The following is a 15307-nucleotide window of genomic DNA, read 5'->3' on the forward strand; positions in this document are numbered from 1 at the left end:
CAGCTCAGAAAATCGAATTCGTGATCGCCTTGACCGGTCCAAGCAGCACCGAACCGTCCGGCACGCCGGCATCGATCGGGATCGCCTGTCGGTTTGCCGTCGCCACCATGGGTTGGCTGGCGTCGCTGGTCACGATGACCGGCGTCTTCGAAGGCACGCGATCATAGAGGTCGATAATGTCCTGGTTCATCAGACGCACGCAGCCTGACGACACCGACTTGCCGATCGAGCGCCACTCCGGCGAGCCGTGCAGACGGTAGAGCGTGTCGACATTGCCCTGGAACAGATAGAGCGCGCGTGCACCGAGCGGGTTCTTCAGGCCGCCGGGCATGCCGCCATTGTCGGCACTGTAGGGTTTCAGTTCCGGCTGGCGGGCTATCATTTCGTCCGGCGGCGTCCACTTTGGCCATTTCTGCTTCCACTGAACGACGGCGTCGCCAGACCATTCGAAGCCGGCGCGGCCAAGGCCGACACCGTAGCGTATCGCCTGACCGCCTGGACGAACCAGATAAAGGAAGTGGCCGGTCGTATCGACGACTATGGTTCCCGGTTTCTGTCCCGTCGGGTCGGGAACGATCTGACGCAGGAATTGCGGATCGATCTTGTCGACTGGGATGGCCGGCAAATCGAAGCCGCCGTCGCTGACTGCTGCATACATCGTCACATAGTCCGCCAGAGGCGGCTCGACATAGGTTGGTGGCGGCGGCTCGACCGGACCCGGCCCGGTGGTGGCGCATGCGGAAACCGCGATCGAAGCGGCGCCCAGGGCTGCGGCATTGAGAAAGCCGCGACGGCTCAGGCGAAAAGATTCGATTTCGGTTATGGACATGGTTGCCTTCTTTAAGTCTCAAATCGCAACAAAGCGTGAATTCGCCGACAGTTACGCGGGTGCCTGACAACACCTGGGGCGATAGGCGGTTCCGATTCTGGCCCGAACGTGGGCAAACAAAGGCGAAGCTGTGACCAGGCTGCTACTGTGGCGCCAGAGACACAGGTCTCTTAGCTGCCGGGCACAAGGGCTTCGAGCGACGGCAGGATCAGGGCCGGTGGGAAGTCCCGGTATTCTTCGGGCTGGTTGGAGCGGTTGATCCACACCGTGCGAAAGCCGAATTTGGTGGCGCCTGCAATGTCCCAGCGATTGGACGACTGGAAGGAAACCGCGCCGGGGTAGAGGCGCCAGCCGGTGGCGACCATGTCGTAGACCGCGGGATCGGTCTTGAAGCGCCGCACCGTATCGACGGAATAGATATCGTCCAGAACCTGGTCGAGCGCGGCGGATTTGACCGCCGCCTGCAGCATTTCGGGCGAGCCGTTGGACAGGATCGCCAGCCTCGCTCCCGAAGCCTTGAGCGCCTTGAGCACGGCCGGCACTTCCGGATAGCAATCGAGCCGCCAATAGGCATCCAGCAATATCGCCTTGAGACCGGGGTCGGCCGAGGGAACCTTGCGCAAGGCGAAATCGAGCGCCTGTTCGGTCAGTTGCCAGAAATCGGCATAGGCGCCCATCAGCGTGCGCACCCAGGAATATTCGAGCTGTTTGGCGCGCCAGATCTCGGACAACAATTGGCCGTCCGGCCCGATCCGGTCGGCATGACGGCGTACGGCGGCATGCACGTCGAACAGCGTGCCATAGGCGTCGAAGACATAGGCGGCGTATTGCATGACAGCAGTTTTGAGGGCAGGCGCGACAAGGTGCAAGCTTTGATTGCATTGCGCCCCGGCACTGGCCTCAACAAAACTCCATGATGCCGGTTGACGGCGCCCGCCAAAGCATCTTCCAATGGCTGTCACACGAGACCGATTGAGACGGGACGAGATGATGACACTGGCGGCTGCGGCGCAATCCACGACATGGACTTTCGTCGACGGTGATTGGCACGAAGGCAACGTCGCCATTCTGGGGCCGCGCAGCCACGCCATGTGGCTCGGCACCAGCGTCTTTGACGGCGGCCGCTGGTTCGAAGGCGTGGCGCCGGATCTCGACTTCCACGCAGCCAGGGTGAATTCCTCGGCGATTGCGCTCGGCCTGAAGCCGAACATGAGCGCCGACAAGATCGTCGGGCTGACATGGGATGGGTTGAAGAAGTTCGACGGCAAGACGGCGGTCTATATCAGGCCGATGTACTGGGCCGAGCATGGCGGCTATATGGGCGTGCCGGCCGATCCCGCCTCGACGCGCTTTTGCCTTTGCCTCTATGAATCACCGATGATTCCGGCGACTGGCTTTTCGGTGACCGTGTCGCCGTTCCGGCGTCCGACCATTGAAACCATGCCGACCAACGCCAAGGCCGGCTGCCTTTACCCCAACAACGGTAGGGCCATTCTCGAAGCCAAGATGCGCGGATTCGACAACGCAATGGTGCTCGATATGCTGGGCAACGTCGCCGAGACCGGAACCTCGAACATCTTCCTGGTCAAGGACGGCCACGTCTTTACGCCTGCGCCGAACGGCACCTTCCTGTCCGGCATCACCCGCTCGCGCACGATAGCGCTGCTCGGCGAATATGGCTTCAGGACCACGGAAAAGACGCTGTCGGTGCGCGATTTCCTCGAAGCAGACGAAATTTTTTCGACCGGGAACCATTCCAAGGTGGTGCCGATCACGCGCATCGAGGATCGCAATCTGCAACCCGGGCCGGTGGCCAAAAAAGCGCGCGAACTCTATTGGGATTGGGCGCATTCGACTTCTGCTGTTTGAGCGGATAAAAAGGCGATCGACGCTTCATCCGGAGTTGTCCCAACCCATTCCAGACCTATCTTACTCCGGTATCGACACCGGATTTTTCCACGAGGGAGTACTATCCATGGCCTTTGAATTGCCCGCTCTGCCTTACGACTATGAGGCCTTGCAGCCTTACATGTCGAAAGAGACGCTGGAATATCACCACGACAAGCACCACAAGGCGTATGTCGATAACGGCAACAAACTCGCCGCCGAGGCCGGCTTGGGCGATCTGTCGGTCGAAGAGGTGGTCAAGCAGTCGTTCGGCAAGAATGCCGGCCTCTTCAACAATGCCGCCCAGCATTACAACCACATCCATTTCTGGAAGTGGATGAAGAAAGGCGGCGGCGGCAACAAGCTGCCGGGCGCCTTGCAGAAGGCAGTCGATAGCGATCTCGGCGGCTACGACAAGTTCAAGGCCGACTTCATTGCCGCTGGCACGACACAGTTCGGCTCCGGCTGGGCCTGGGTCTCGGTCAAGGATGGCAAGCTGGCGATCTCCAAGACACCGAACGGCGAAAACCCGCTCGTCCATGGCGCGTCGCCGATCCTCGGCGTCGATGTCTGGGAGCACTCCTACTACATCGACTACCGCAACGCCCGGCCGAAATATCTCGAGGCGTTCGTCGACAGCCTGATCAACTGGGACCATGTCCTGGAATTGTACGAAAAGGCGAAGTGATCGATTTCCAGAAGCCCCGGTATCACCCGGGGCTTTTCTTTTCTGCGTCCCGCAAGAGCAAAGGTCCGGCAAAAATCATCAGGGGGAAGGGAATTTTCCCTCTGTAGCATCCGTTGACGTCCTGTCCCGAAATGCCTTCATCATGGAGCCAATTGAATGAGAAAGCTTGTTATCGCCATCTCTATGCTCGCACTCGCGGCTTCGGCGGCCTTTGCCGACCCGATCCTCGACCGGCAGGCACTGATGAAGGAACGTGGAAAGATCGTCGGCGGCCTGTCGAAAGTGGTCAAGGGCGAGGAGCCGTTTGATGCCGCCGCGGTGCTGACGGCGCTGCAGGCGCTGCATGCGAATGCCGAGAAAGTCGACGTAGACGCGCTGTTTCCGGCGGGCAGCGACACGGGCGGCGATACCACTGCGTCGCCGAAGATCTGGGAAGACATGGCCGGCTTCAAGGCCACCAACGCCAAATATGTCGCCGACGTCAAGGCAGCGGCCGCTGCCGCTCCTGCCGACGTCGATGCGTTGAAGGCGCAATTCGGCGCCATCGGCTCCGATTGCGGCACCTGCCACCAGACCTACCGGGTGAAAAAAGGCTGATAGCGGGCGATGCCCTGGCTAAAGAAACTCGTCGGCGCCATCGTCATCCTCGGCGGCGTCGCCGCGGTTGCCGGGTGGGTCGGGTCGGCGCCGGTGAGGCTCGACAGGGAGACCCTGGCCAAGCTCGGTCCTGGCGACGCAGCCAGGGGCAAGCGCATTTTTTATGCCGGCGGTTGTACATCCTGCCATGCAAAGCCGGGCTCACAGGGCGATGCGCGGCTTCAACTCGTGGGCGGTCTCGAGCTCAAGACGCCGTTCGGAACCTTCGTGCCGCCCAACATTTCGCAAGACGCCAAGGACGGCATCGGCGCATGGTCGGTCGAGGACCTCGCCAATGCCATGCTGAAGGGCGTGTCGCCTTCGGGCCGACACTTCTATCCGGCGTTTCCCTATGCGTCCTACGCGCGCATGAATCCGGCCGACATTGGCGATCTCTATGCCTTCCTCAAGACGCTGCCGGCCGTCGCCGGCAAGGCGCCTGCAAATTCGCTCGGTTTTCCCTTCAACATTCGTCGCGGCATTGGCCTGTGGAAATTGCTCTATCTTAGCGACCAGCCGGTCGTTCCATTTCCCGCTGGCACGCCCGATCCGGTCATGGCCGGCCGCTATCTGGTCGAGGGGCCGGGCCATTGCGGCGAATGCCACACGCCGCGCGACCTCGCAGGTGGTACGAAAAAGAACGTGTGGCTGGCCGGTGCGGTGGCTGCCGAAGGCAGCGGCGTCGTGCCGAACATCACATCGGGCGAGGGCGGTATAGGCGATTGGTCGGAAGCCGACATCGCCAACTACCTCGAAACCGGCTTCACGCCCGATTTTGATTCCGTCGGCGGCGCCATGGTCGACGTGCAGCGAAACATGGCCGAGCTGGCGCCGCAGGACCGTGCTGCCATCGCCGCCTATCTCAAGGCGATACCCGCGCATCCAAACGGCTATCCGGCCCGCAAGAGGGCGAACTAGTCTAGATCGAGTCTGCGGATGACAGGTGGCGGTCACCGAGAAAATCGAAGCCCGTTTCGAAGAAATGGTTGTAGTTGCAGGTCAACTCTTCGCCAGGCGCGATGTCGCGCAGCGCAAAACTCTCCTCGGGTGAGGAGACGTCGCAATTAGGCTCGTCGGCATGGTTCATGTAGCGCGCGTCGTCGGCTTCGAAGACGATGTAGTTCGGATCGCGGCGGTCAGGATAGGAGTAGCGGTCGAGATAGCTCTTCACCGGGCCGGCCGCCCGCTCATAAGTCTCGACCTCGATGAGCCGATCGAACCTTGGGTCTAACTTCCAGATCAGAGTACCGCGAGGAATGTGGTTCTTGGCAAAGACGCCGATTCCCTGGATGGGTGATTTGTCGAGATAGACGTCGACGAGCAGCATAATGAACCTTTACGCGATTGGAGGCTGTCAGGCCGGAAAAGCCGCGCACTGGGTAGCGCGCGGTCGTCGCAATTGCGAGTGAAAATGAGCGACGGGAGCTTCAAAAAGTCCTGACACCCAGCCCTCTGGCAAGGGTGCATCGATCATCGTCCAGAGTCAGCGTTGCTGCAGCGCCAGACGGACGCCCAAAGCGCAGTAGATGCCGCCGACAACTTTGCCCTGCAATCGTAACACCGACGGATTTCGGCGCAGGAACGTGCCGAGCCGGCCAGCGCTCACGGCAAAGACGACCGTGCTGAAAAGGCCCAGTATGACGAAGATGACACCCAACGCGGCCATCTGAAGCATCACCGATCCGTTTTCAGGCCGCACGAACTGAGGCAGAAAAGCGAGGAAGAACAGCGCGGTCTTGGGGTTGAGCACTTCGGTCAGGACAGCCTGTCGAAACGCCGTGCCGGCGGAGATCGCGAGTGCACCGGCCGCCGGGTTGGCCGGTGTTTTCTCGATGATCGCGCGAATGCCGAGATAAACCAGGTAGGCCGCGCCGATGTACTTGATGACGCTGAACAGCGTCGCCGACGCGGCGATGATCGCCGAGATGCCGATCATGGCCATGACGGTATGAAAGACGTCGCCGGCAGCGATTCCGGCGCCCGTCGCGATCCCGACCTTAGTTCCGGAACTCGTTGCCCGGGCGATCGTCAGCAGGGTGGCGGGGCCTGGAATGAAGACGAAGCCGAGCACGACCGCGATGTAGGCGATCAGGGTGGTCAGGTCGATCATTGGTTGGTTGCTCCCGTAAGCTGCGCCTTGCCCATCACTTTCAGCGCGAAGGAATAGGTGTAGGCGATCTCTTCCAGCCGCGAAAACCGGCCGGAAGCGCCTGCATGACCGGAATCCATGTTGATCTTGAACAGAACCGGATTGTCTCCGCTCTTGCGGTCGCGCAGCCGGGCCACCCATTTGGCCGGTTCCCAATAGGTGACGCGCGGATCGGTGAGACCGGCCAGCGCCAGGATCGGCGGATAGTCGTGATCAGAGACATTGTCGTAGGGCGAATAGGCAGCGATCGTCCGATAGTCGTCGGCGGACGCGATCGGGTTGCCCCATTCGGGCCATTCCGGCGGCGTCAGTGGCAGGGTCGCATCGAGCATGGTGGTGAGCACATCGACGAAGGGAACCTCGGCGACGATGCCGCCAAAACAATCCGGCGCCATGTTGGCGACGGCACCCATCAGCATGCCGCCGGCCGAACCGCCTTGCGCGACGATACGGTCATGCGCCGTGTAACGCTCCGTGACCAGATGGCGCGCGACGGCGATGAAATCGGTGAACGTGTTCATCTTGTTCTCCCGCTTGCCGTCATCGTACCAGCCATAGCCCTTGTCCTTGCCGCCGCGAACGTGAGCAATGGCGAAGACAAAGCCGCGGTCGACCAGCGAGAACCAGTTGGTGTTGAAGGCGGCCGGCACGGTGATGCCATAGGAGCCGTAGCCGTAAAGCAGGCAAGGTGCGGATCCGTCCAGCGGCGTGTCGCGATGATGCAAAAGCGAGATCGGCACCAGTTCGCCATCGCTGGCCGGCGCCATCAGCCGCCGCGTGACATAATGGTCCGCATCATGGCCGGACGGCACTTCCTGGGTCTTCAGCAGCACCCGCTCGCGGGTGCGCATGTTATAGTCGAACACCTGCGCGGGCGTCGTCATCGACGAGTAGGAAAAGCGCATGATCTCGGTGTCGTACTCATAGGAACCCGACAGGCCGAGCGAGAAGGCCTCCTCGTCGAGGGACAGAAGATGCTCCTCGCCGCTGATACGGTCGCGCACCACAATGCGCGGCAGGCCTTCCTTGCGTTCGAGCCGGACCATGTGGTCCCTGAAGCCGATCACCGACAGGATCAGCCGGCCGGGCTCGTGCGGCACCAGTTCCTGCCAGTTGGCGCGCACGGGATCGCTCGCCGGCGCCGTCATGATCTTGAAGTCCTTGGCGCCGTCGGCATTGGTCAGGATGAAGAAGATATCGCCGCCTTCTTCCAGCTCGTATTGAAGGCCAACCTCGCGCGGCGACACCAGTTTCGGTTCGGCAGACGGATCGTCGGCGCGCATCAGGCGGTATTCCGAAGTCTCGTGATCGTTGATGCCGATCATGATCCATTCGTTGTTGCGGGTGCCGTCGACATTCATGAAGAAGCCGGGATCGGTTTCCTCATAGATCAGCCGGTCGCTGTCCGGGCTGTCGCCCAGCGCATGGAACAGTACCTTGGACGGGCGATGGTTGGGATCGAGACGCGTGTAGAAGAAGCCGTCATTGCCTGCGTTCCAGACGCCTGAACCGCCGGTGTCGGGGATCTGGTCGGCAAGCTCCTTGCCATCGGCAAGGTCGCGCACGCGAAGCGTGTAGAATTCGGAGCCCTTGTCGTCGAATGCCCATAGCAGCTTGGCGTGGTCGGCCGAATGGTCGACACCGCCAAGACGGAAATAGGCCTTGCCCGCGGCCTCCGCGTCGCCATCGAGCAGGATATGCTCGGCGCCGCCGTCGCGCGACATGCGGAAATAGCGCGGCTGCTCGCCACCAAGTTTAAAGGACGAGCCGTAGGCATAGGGCCCATCCTTCATCGGCACGGAAGAATCGTCTTCCTTGATACGGCCCTTCATCTCCTTGAAAAGCTGCTTTTGCAGTTCGACCGTGTCGGCCATCAGCTTCGAATGGTAGGCATTCTCCGCCTCGAGTTCTGCGCGGATCCCCGCATCGAGCAATGACGGGTCGCGGAACATCTCCTGCCAGTTGTCGGCTCGCAGCCAGGCATAGTCGTCGGTTCGCGTGATGCCGTGATGCGTGTCGGAAACCGGCCGCTTCTCGGGCGTTGGCGGGCTGACGATCGGAAATATGGATGTCTTGGTCATTGCGTCTCGCTTTGCCAGTATCTTCAATGGGCCAGTATCTTCAATGGGCCAGTATCTTCAATGGGCCAGTATCTTGAAGGGCCATCTCGAATGGAGAAATATCTTGAATGGCAAATGAACACGCCGATCAGGGCAGGTTCAAGAGCCGGAGCGTATGGGTTGTGTCGGCTCCAGGAGATGAGCCGGGAGGAGAGATGATGACTATTTGGTCTCGGACTGCTGCGGCTTTCGCCGTTGCTTCGCTAACTCTGGGCTTTGCCGGCCAGTCTCATGCGACCGTATTCGCGGCTTGGCAAGTGGCCAATGTCCCGTTCGGCGACACGCTCAATGTACGCAAATACCCTTCGGGCACATCCCAAAAGCAGGCGGGATATCCGAACGGCACCGTTCTGCAGATGACCGGGCGATGCACCGGCGGAATAAACCTGCTCGACATCGCCAACCAGCCGGCATGGAAGCAGGCACAAAAGATCCGCTATCGCTGGTGCGAAGTCTGGCATGATCCGGTCCAGAACGGCAATTTCGTCACCGGCTGGGCCTATGGCAAATACATCATCCCGCATTGATTGAGGCGGCAGCAATCAGCCGATCGGTCGGATGACTGGCATGTCGCCTGATTGCTTGTGTATGACCACGGCAACCTGTGGTTTTGTGGACAAATGCGAACAACCAATATTTCTCGAGCGATAGCCAAGCAAGATCAAACATTAAAACCCGTTTCGTGAGTTGCCACGAATGTAACGGCGATCTGACGTTACGTCAGCTGCCGCCGACGGGAACGCGAAATATCGATAAATTACACAATGCACGAAAGATTGAAGCTGATCGCGGAACATTTGATCAATATCGTTCAATATAGCGCGAGGGGCGAATTGACTTACTTGGTCTGCACGCTCATTGATGTGCCCGCGACACGAATCGTAGAAACTCTACCTGCACAAAATTCGTGCGATGCCCTGCTTGTAAAAAAGGGCGCAGATCGATGTAACTCTTGTTGGGGACCGAAGACCATGGATATTGTCGAAACACCTTCCAGAAACAGCGATGCGCTGATCGAATTGACCGCCGATGTGGTGGCCGCCTATGTCAGCAACAATCCCGTGCCGGTCGGCGAATTGCCGAACCTGATATCCGATGTCCATGCCGCGCTCGGGCGTGTGGGCGGAACCGCCGAACAGCCGCCTGCCGACAAGCAGAAGCCGGCGGTCAACCCGAAGCGGTCGGTTCATGACGACTACATCGTCTGCCTTGAAGACGGCAAGAAGTTCAAGTCGCTGAAGCGCCACCTGATGACCCACTATGACCTGACGCCGGACCAGTATCGCGAAAAGTGGAACCTCGACCCGACCTATCCGATGGTTGCACCCAACTATGCAGCTGCCCGGTCCCAACTCGCCAAGAAGATGGGTCTCGGTCGCAAGCGCAAAGCGCGGTAATTGCTGCCAGCCAGATCGGATCGACATCAACGGCGCCTTCGGGCGCCGTTTGATTTTTGCGAGCCGCGACGCGCGGATCGGGTCGGGAAGCGTCAGGCGGTCTGCTTGAGCGCTGCCTCGGCGTCGCGCTTGATGCGCTTGACCATTGAGCGAAGGCCGTTGGCGCGCTGCGGCGACAGATGTTCGTCGAGGCCGAGTTCTTTCAATGTCGCTTCCGCATCGGTCTTCTGGATTTCGCTGGCGGTCCTGCCGGAAAACAGCGCCAGCATGATCGCGACCAGCCCACGCACGATATGAGCGTCCGAATCGCCGGAGAAGGTGATGACAGGATCGGCTCCAGCTCCGCGTTCAGTGGTCAGCCAGACTTGGCTGACGCATCCCGGCACCTTGTTGGCGGGGCTGCGCTGCTCGTCCGGAAACGGCGGCAGCGCCTCGCCGAGTTCGATGACATAACGATAGCGGTCTTCCCATTCCTCGAGGAACGAGAAGTCGTCGCGGATCGTCTGGATCGTCGTGGTCATGTCTGGGATATAGTCACGCGGCGGCTCCGCGTCACGGAAAAAACAAGGACACCGCGGGCGTCGAGAGGGCAGACAGCCCGCGGTGCGCCGTCGAAACGGCTTAATTCTGAGGCGGCAGGTTGACGGTCTCGGGCAAGACGATTCCTTCGGGCACGCTGCCGGTCATCGTCGACGTGTCGGGGCCGGCGGCGGACTTGTCGTCCATCATCGCTGCCGCGATCTTGGCGGTCTCCTTGGCGCGGGCGGTAATGGTGTGCATCGCCGACTTGCCGGTCTCGCAGACATCGGGTTTGCGTTCGCAAATGCCGGCGATATCGCCAACCGCTTCGCGTGCCGCAAACAAGGCCTGGATCGGTCCGACGCTTTCATGCCCCGCTTCATCGGGGCCGACACTCAATGGCAGCGCCAGCAGCACCAGCGAAAACCAGAAAGCCATTCTTATGAGGAAGACCATGCCCTTGCCCTCTCGTCGTGACCGGATCATGCATCCATATGGCATGACCTCTTTTGTAGGCAGGATTTTGGCACACAGGCGCAAAGGACGGCTTGCGGGCAAAGAGAGAATTTTCCTCAAATTTTAGGCAAATTCGAAACGAACCGTTCTGCAATCGATTTGTCTCAAATCCGAGCAATTTTCCTTAACAACAAATAACCATATATCCCCATGATTTTCCTGCGTTTTTCTTGAAATAGGGAAATCCAGGTGCCGAGTGCGCCCGGCCGATGGGTGCCGTCGGCGGATAACTCTCCGTTTACTATGGCTGCATTTGTCCGTGCTTTCGGCCGCCGGCATCCCGATATTTGCCGCAGGCCGGGCCCTGGTCGGCCCTGCCTTATCCATTCCTTAAACGCTGGATGCGAGTTTCAAAGCCAACCAGAACCATCTGCAAAGCAGAGCTGTCCACGACAAGTGCGAGTGCGTTGAGTTGAGTTCAATCAAGGCCAGATACGTTGAATTGCCTGGCGCGATTTCGGCCGGTTGCGAACGTATGGTCCATCCGTCCATCCTTGGGCGGAGCGACCGCGAGCGCCAGCGCCGCTTTATCGGCGTCATGCTCGCCGCTCCTTTCTTTGTCGCCGGTGCCGCGGTCACGCTGGTTACTTCAGGCATGGGCGTCGCCGTCACCATGGCCGCCATTTTCGCCGCCTTTGGCCTGTGCTGGTTCGTCGCCTTGCTGGTGGCGGCGACCGGCAAGATGGCGATAGCGAGTTGGGTCGCCCTGGTGCTGGCCGGCATTTCTCTCGGCAGTCTCATTGCCGCCGCGGGCGGGCTGAGTTCGCCTGTCGCCATGCTTGTCGTGGCGCTGCCTTTTGAAGCCTGGTGGATCGGCGCTTCGCGGCGCGCGGCACTGTGGGGAGCCGTGTCGGCCGCTGTCGCCATCTTGGCTCAGCCTTTGGCTGGAACCGTATTCCCGTTCGCAGGAGCGCAGATCGCGGCGTGGCACTGGTTGGTGCCGTTGGCCTGGACGCTCACACTGATCCCGCGCGCATCGGCATTTCAAAACACGGCCGATGCGGCTGATGTGCTCGACACTGCCGACCGGCTCGAAGACATCATCGATGCGGTGGTCTTGCGCGTCGCCCGTCATGGCGAGGTCCTGGACGCGTCGCCAAAAGCGCGCACGCTTTTGAAACTGCCGCCCGAACTGCTGTCCGGAAACGGCCTCTTCGATCGCGTCCATCTGTCGGATCGCGTTTCCTATCTCAGCGCAATGGCCGACATGCGCGACGGCGCACTGTCGCGCCGGCTCGAATTGCGCATCCGGCTGCCTCAGAATGGCAATGGCCTGACGGCCGACAATTACCGGCCGTTCTCGCTTGATCTCGTGCGTGGTGAGGAACAGGGTGATGTCTTTACGTTCGTCCTGAGGCAGAATGACGAGATCGCCCGGTTGCGCGAGGACCTGGCGGCTGCCAATGAGGCGGCCGCGTCCGCCGAGGTGGCGAAGGGACGCTTCCTGGCGGTGGTCAGCCACGAACTGCGCACGCCGTTAAATGCCATTATCGGCTTCTCGGATATGCTGCTGCATGAGATGTTCGGCGCCTTCAAGGATCCGCGCCAGAAAGAATATGTCGGCCTGGTACGGGATTCGGGCCAGCATCTGCTCGCCGTCGTAACCTCGATACTCGACGTGTCCAGGATTGAATCGGGCGTCTATGCGACCGAACCCGAGCCTTTCCGGTTCGCGGAAGCGGTCGGCATGTGCCAGTCGATGATGCAACTGCAGGCGCAGGCCAAGAACATCGATCTGCAGGCGCAGATCGCGCCGGACGCCGGCGACATCAATGCCGATCAGCGCGCCGTGCAGCAGATGCTCATCAACCTGGTCTCCAACGCGATCAAGTTCACTCCCGACGGCGGCGACGTCGTCGTCGGCGCCAAGCGGATCGGTTCGCGCCTGCATTTCTGGGTCAGGGACACCGGCATCGGCATCGCCGAGGAGGATTTCGCCAATCTCGGCAAGCCCTTCATGCAGATCCAGAACGACTATACGCGCCGTTTCGAGGGGACTGGTCTTGGCCTTTCACTGGTCAAGGGCCTGGTGGCGCTGCACGAGGGCACGATGTCCATCGAAAGCATGCCAGGCGAGGGCACCACGGTGACCATCAGCCTGCCGGTGAACGGACCGAAGGGACATCAGGCGGAGAAAGCCGGCGTGCTGACCATGCCTGTGGCGATGGCGAAAGGGGACAGAGATGGCTCGCTCCGCAAAACCGGCTAAGGCGGTCAAGCGCCGCAGCAATGCCTTTCAGGACGGCGCTGTCGCCGTCGGCGGCATGATCTCGCGCAATCCCGTCCTGGTGGGCGGCTCGACGGCATTCCTGGTGACGCTGTTCTACGTCTCGGCCAATGCCTTGTGGTATCAACCCTTCCCGCATGCCGGCGCATTTTTTGCGACCCGCAGCATTGCGGGCTTTCCGCACGCGACGCCCGACGAACCGGAGACGACATTCAACATCGTGCGGCCATCCGGCGCGCCGGCACCGATCAAGGGCGATCCGGTTGTCGAGCAGGTGCAAGGCATATTGAAGGATCTCGATTTCTATTCCGGGACGGTCGACGGCATTTCCGGACCCAACACCCGCAAGGCCATCCAGGACTATCAGCAGAAGGTCGGGCTCAACACGTCCGGCGAGATCGACGCGCTTCTGCTCGATCAACTGGGCGCGACGCCGAAGACAGCTTCCGTCGTGCCCAGACCGCAGCCGCGCCCGGATATGCCGGCCGCCGTTCCGGTGTCTTTGCAGACAGGTTCGGGACAGACAAATTCCGGGCAGGCGGATGCCGCGACGCAAGCGCCCGATGCCCGCATCGTCAAGATCCAGGCCGGGCTCAAGGCGTTCGGCAATGACGACATGCAGCTGGATGGTGTCGTCGGCGCGCGCACAAAGGCGGCGATCAAGGAATTCCAGTCGCTGTTCGGGCTGCCGCAGACCGGCGAGCCCGATGAGATCGTCTATGTCAAGATGCGCGAGATCGGCCTGACCAACTGACGGCCGAAACGACGGCTCGCCGAGCGGCGGAAATATCGATAGAGAACCGGCAGTTTCGGGAGCTCTCTCATGCGCGTCACATCGGATCTGTGGGTTTCGGCCCTGTTGCGCCGGATTTTCGGCGCCGGTGGATTTGCCGCCGTGGTCAAGCGTGGCGCGACCGAGGCCGGCGCTGTGTTCGTGCTGGCGCGGGGCAGGCTGGGTGAGGTTGCCCTGTTCGGGCCGGCGCCGCAGACAAGCTATGATTCGGCCAAGCCCGACGACCGGTTTTTCACTCTGCTCGGAGCTGGTGACGATCCCGCGGTGCTCGAAGCCAGGCTGGAACGGGAGAAAAAATTCGATCCCGACATCTGGGTGGTCGAAATCGAGGCCGGTGCCGTGCCCGTCGAGGAGCTTATTTCCGTGAAGACGCCCTGAGGCTGGACGAAGCCGCCGCATCGTCGCTGTTCGAAGCGGTGCGTGTATCGCTGTTGGCAGGTGCTGCGCCGCGAACCACCCTTGAAAGGATTTCCGCTCTCCACGACCGCATCTTGTCCTGGGCCGCCTCGCGATGCAGCAGCCGGTAGCGGTCGAGGAAAGTCCGGATAGCCTGCGGGTGCGGGAACTGGCTGGGATAGACGGCAACCGTGACCAGGAAGGCCCTGTCTTCGCTGAGGTCGAGCGAGCGCAAGGCGACAAGCAGCGAGGCATAATTCTGTTTGGCGGTGAGCGATCGCGCGATCTCGAAATCGATGTCGAGTGCATCGGCGAGCGCGGTCTGGAAGAACGCGGCGTTTCCCGTCAGCGCTGTCTCGCGCAATTTCATATAGGTGTCGGCGCCCTTGAAAGGCTCGGCGGTCGCTGTCTTCTCGTCGCCGGTGCGCATCATCGAGCGCAGCCTGCGCCGTGCATTCTCGGCCGCGATGCCGAGTGTCTGTTCCCGGGCTGGCTCGCCGGAGGCGGTATCCGCGCTCGCTGGCGCGATCTTGTCTGCCCCAGCGGCGTTCGCATCCGGGTCCGGCGCGCGCACCAGGGTTGGCCTCTCGAGGGCCCTGATCAGGTCAGCAATGGTCGGGTTCAAGCCCTTGCGGCGCGCGATGGCACGCGCATGCGGCAGGCCATGCCGCCCGATCAGGGCGATGAGATCGATGTCGCTGACGGCGCGTGAGCGGATGAGCAGCGGCGCGGCAATGTCGACCGGTTCCTCGCAAAGACGGCGCACCAGGGCAGCGGGCGCGTATTCGCATTCGGAAAGGGCGGCTGCCACGTAACGGCGGGATTCGACGGACACGTCATTGAACAGCGGCAGCGTCAGGTCTTCGAGCTGGCCGATCTCGCGGCGTGAAGGGCGGGTGAGCGAGCAGAACGCCGACACCGCGGCGCGGAACAGCCTTTCGGCCTTTCCCGAGTCTTTTCGTACCGCGATTTGCCTGAAGTCCGAAGATGACACGAAGGATACGCCCGTACTCGACACAAGCTTGGCCGCGCTCCACCGGGACTATGTCGGTTTCGCGAACGCCAAGAACAAAGATCAAGTTAGCGACGATCCGTTAGCGTTCCGTTAACCCTCTGCCGGCCTTAATGACATTTGGAGGCGTTGCGTTGT

At 61.1% G+C, this 15307-nt stretch carries 17 protein-coding genes; 9 read left to right on the forward strand and 8 right to left on the reverse strand.

The window, feature by feature from the left end; genetic code table 11:
* Positions 1-4: 4 nt before the first annotated feature.
* Together A4R29_RS08745 and A4R29_RS08750 are read right to left on the reverse strand one after the other, a co-directional pair.
* Positions 5-829 (reverse strand): L,D-transpeptidase, encoded by an 825-nt coding sequence (locus A4R29_RS08745; protein WP_013532670.1) that lies wholly within the window; start codon positions 827-829, stop codon positions 5-7.
* A 170-nt stretch (positions 830-999) separates the two neighbouring features.
* Complete coding sequence (locus A4R29_RS08750; protein WP_024505547.1) at positions 1000-1662, reverse strand: haloacid dehalogenase type II; 663 nt, start codon at positions 1660-1662, stop codon at positions 1000-1002.
* A gap of 157 nt (positions 1663-1819) precedes the next feature.
* Between A4R29_RS08750 and A4R29_RS08755 the strand changes: the two genes are divergently transcribed.
* The 4 genes from A4R29_RS08755 to A4R29_RS08770 all read left to right on the forward strand — a co-directional run bounded on the left by A4R29_RS08755 (position 1820) and on the right by A4R29_RS08770 (position 4958).
* Positions 1820-2698, forward strand: a complete 879-nt coding sequence (locus A4R29_RS08755) for a branched-chain amino acid aminotransferase (protein ID WP_024505546.1) — start codon at positions 1820-1822, stop codon at positions 2696-2698.
* Between the two features lie 106 nt (positions 2699-2804).
* Entirely contained in the window at positions 2805-3404 is a 600-nt protein-coding gene (locus A4R29_RS08760; protein ID WP_013532667.1) for a superoxide dismutase, read from the forward strand.
* Positions 3405-3560: 156 nt separating this feature from the next.
* A complete protein-coding gene (locus tag A4R29_RS08765) occupies positions 3561-4001 on the forward strand; it encodes a c-type cytochrome (protein WP_013532666.1) in 441 nt (146 codons plus the stop codon).
* A 9-nt stretch (positions 4002-4010) separates the two neighbouring features.
* Positions 4011-4958, forward strand: a complete 948-nt coding sequence (locus A4R29_RS08770) for a cytochrome c (RefSeq protein ID WP_063171728.1) — start codon at positions 4011-4013, stop codon at positions 4956-4958.
* A 1-nt stretch (position 4959) separates the two neighbouring features.
* Here A4R29_RS08770 and A4R29_RS08775 read toward each other — a convergent pair whose 3' ends face one another.
* The 3 genes from A4R29_RS08775 to A4R29_RS08785 all read right to left on the reverse strand — a co-directional run bounded on the left by A4R29_RS08775 (position 4960) and on the right by A4R29_RS08785 (position 8270).
* Positions 4960-5367: an SET domain-containing protein gene (locus A4R29_RS08775; protein ID WP_013532664.1), complete on the reverse strand. Its 408-nt coding sequence runs from the start codon at positions 5365-5367 to the stop codon at positions 4960-4962.
* Between the two features lie 156 nt (positions 5368-5523).
* Positions 5524-6150 carry a LysE family translocator gene (locus A4R29_RS08780; protein WP_063171729.1) on the reverse strand — a complete coding sequence of 209 codons (627 nt, stop codon included), beginning with the start codon at positions 6148-6150 and terminating at the stop codon, positions 5524-5526.
* Positions 6147-8270, reverse strand: a complete 2124-nt coding sequence (locus A4R29_RS08785) for a S9 family peptidase (RefSeq protein ID WP_063171730.1) — start codon at positions 8268-8270, stop codon at positions 6147-6149. Before A4R29_RS08785 ends, A4R29_RS08780 begins: the two co-directional genes overlap by 4 nt.
* Before the next feature lie 197 nt (positions 8271-8467).
* On the opposite strand from A4R29_RS08785, the gene A4R29_RS08790 reads away from it, so the two are divergent.
* Both A4R29_RS08790 and A4R29_RS08795 read left to right on the forward strand, forming a co-directional pair.
* Positions 8468-8836, forward strand: coding sequence for an SH3 domain-containing protein (locus A4R29_RS08790; protein WP_013532661.1), 369 nt, complete (start codon positions 8468-8470; stop codon positions 8834-8836).
* A gap of 444 nt (positions 8837-9280) precedes the next feature.
* Positions 9281-9706: a Ros/MucR family transcriptional regulator gene (locus A4R29_RS08795; protein ID WP_013532660.1), complete on the forward strand. Its 426-nt coding sequence runs from the start codon at positions 9281-9283 to the stop codon at positions 9704-9706.
* Positions 9707-9798: 92 nt separating this feature from the next.
* Here A4R29_RS08795 and A4R29_RS08800 read toward each other — a convergent pair whose 3' ends face one another.
* Complete coding sequence (locus tag A4R29_RS08800) at positions 9799-10227, reverse strand: SufE family protein (protein WP_013532659.1); 429 nt, start codon at positions 10225-10227, stop codon at positions 9799-9801.
* Positions 10228-10327: 100 nt separating this feature from the next.
* Positions 10328-10681 (reverse strand): DUF5330 domain-containing protein, encoded by a 354-nt coding sequence (locus A4R29_RS08805; protein WP_013532658.1) that lies wholly within the window; start codon positions 10679-10681, stop codon positions 10328-10330.
* Between the two features lie 535 nt (positions 10682-11216).
* Between A4R29_RS08805 and A4R29_RS08810 the strand changes: the two genes are divergently transcribed.
* The 3 genes from A4R29_RS08810 to A4R29_RS08820 all read left to right on the forward strand — a co-directional run bounded on the left by A4R29_RS08810 (position 11217) and on the right by A4R29_RS08820 (position 14139).
* Positions 11217-12950 (forward strand): sensor histidine kinase, encoded by a 1734-nt coding sequence (locus tag A4R29_RS08810; protein WP_063171731.1) that lies wholly within the window; start codon positions 11217-11219, stop codon positions 12948-12950.
* Positions 12925-13722, forward strand: coding sequence for a peptidoglycan-binding domain-containing protein (locus A4R29_RS08815; RefSeq protein WP_013532656.1), 798 nt, complete (start codon positions 12925-12927; stop codon positions 13720-13722). The genes A4R29_RS08810 and A4R29_RS08815 overlap by 26 nt, the downstream gene beginning before the upstream one ends.
* Positions 13723-13791: 69 nt before the next feature.
* Complete coding sequence (locus A4R29_RS08820; protein ID WP_013532655.1) at positions 13792-14139, forward strand: DUF1491 family protein; 348 nt, start codon at positions 13792-13794, stop codon at positions 14137-14139.
* On the opposite strand, the gene A4R29_RS08825 is transcribed toward A4R29_RS08820, so the two are convergent.
* On the reverse strand, positions 14117-15151 hold the full coding sequence (locus tag A4R29_RS08825) for a hypothetical protein (protein WP_063171732.1): 1035 nt from the start codon (positions 15149-15151) through the stop codon (positions 14117-14119). The two genes, A4R29_RS08820 and A4R29_RS08825, sit on opposite strands and share 23 nt — an antisense overlap.
* Positions 15152-15307 lie beyond the last annotated feature (156 nt).

Origin of the sequence: Mesorhizobium ciceri biovar biserrulae (genome assembly GCF_001618845.1) — a bacterium.
Taxonomy (GTDB): domain Bacteria; phylum Pseudomonadota; class Alphaproteobacteria; order Rhizobiales; family Rhizobiaceae; genus Mesorhizobium; species Mesorhizobium ciceri.

Excerpts from the sequence above, each read along its gene's own strand:
- A4R29_RS08745 (WP_013532670.1), bottom strand. The coding sequence starts at position 829 with ATGTCCATAACCGAAATCGAATCTTTTCGCCTGAGCCGTCGCGGCTTT.
- A4R29_RS08750 (WP_024505547.1), bottom strand. The coding sequence starts at position 1,662 with ATGCAATACGCCGCCTATGTCTTCGACGCCTATGGCACGCTGTTCGAC.
- A4R29_RS08755 (WP_024505546.1), top strand. The coding sequence starts at position 1,820 with ATGACACTGGCGGCTGCGGCGCAATCCACGACATGGACTTTCGTCGAC.
- A4R29_RS08760 (WP_013532667.1), top strand. The coding sequence starts at position 2,805 with ATGGCCTTTGAATTGCCCGCTCTGCCTTACGACTATGAGGCCTTGCAG.
- A4R29_RS08765 (WP_013532666.1), top strand. The coding sequence starts at position 3,561 with ATGAGAAAGCTTGTTATCGCCATCTCTATGCTCGCACTCGCGGCTTCG.
- A4R29_RS08770 (WP_063171728.1), top strand. The coding sequence starts at position 4,011 with ATGCCCTGGCTAAAGAAACTCGTCGGCGCCATCGTCATCCTCGGCGGC.
- A4R29_RS08775 (WP_013532664.1), bottom strand. The coding sequence starts at position 5,367 with ATGCTGCTCGTCGACGTCTATCTCGACAAATCACCCATCCAGGGAATC.
- A4R29_RS08780 (WP_063171729.1), bottom strand. The coding sequence starts at position 6,150 with ATGATCGACCTGACCACCCTGATCGCCTACATCGCGGTCGTGCTCGGC.
- A4R29_RS08785 (WP_063171730.1), bottom strand. The coding sequence starts at position 8,270 with ATGACCAAGACATCCATATTTCCGATCGTCAGCCCGCCAACGCCCGAG.
- A4R29_RS08790 (WP_013532661.1), top strand. The coding sequence starts at position 8,468 with ATGACTATTTGGTCTCGGACTGCTGCGGCTTTCGCCGTTGCTTCGCTA.
- A4R29_RS08795 (WP_013532660.1), top strand. The coding sequence starts at position 9,281 with ATGGATATTGTCGAAACACCTTCCAGAAACAGCGATGCGCTGATCGAA.
- A4R29_RS08800 (WP_013532659.1), bottom strand. The coding sequence starts at position 10,227 with ATGACCACGACGATCCAGACGATCCGCGACGACTTCTCGTTCCTCGAG.
- A4R29_RS08805 (WP_013532658.1), bottom strand. The coding sequence starts at position 10,681 with ATGGTCTTCCTCATAAGAATGGCTTTCTGGTTTTCGCTGGTGCTGCTG.
- A4R29_RS08810 (WP_063171731.1), top strand. The coding sequence starts at position 11,217 with ATGGTCCATCCGTCCATCCTTGGGCGGAGCGACCGCGAGCGCCAGCGC.
- A4R29_RS08815 (WP_013532656.1), top strand. The coding sequence starts at position 12,925 with ATGGCTCGCTCCGCAAAACCGGCTAAGGCGGTCAAGCGCCGCAGCAAT.
- A4R29_RS08820 (WP_013532655.1), top strand. The coding sequence starts at position 13,792 with ATGCGCGTCACATCGGATCTGTGGGTTTCGGCCCTGTTGCGCCGGATT.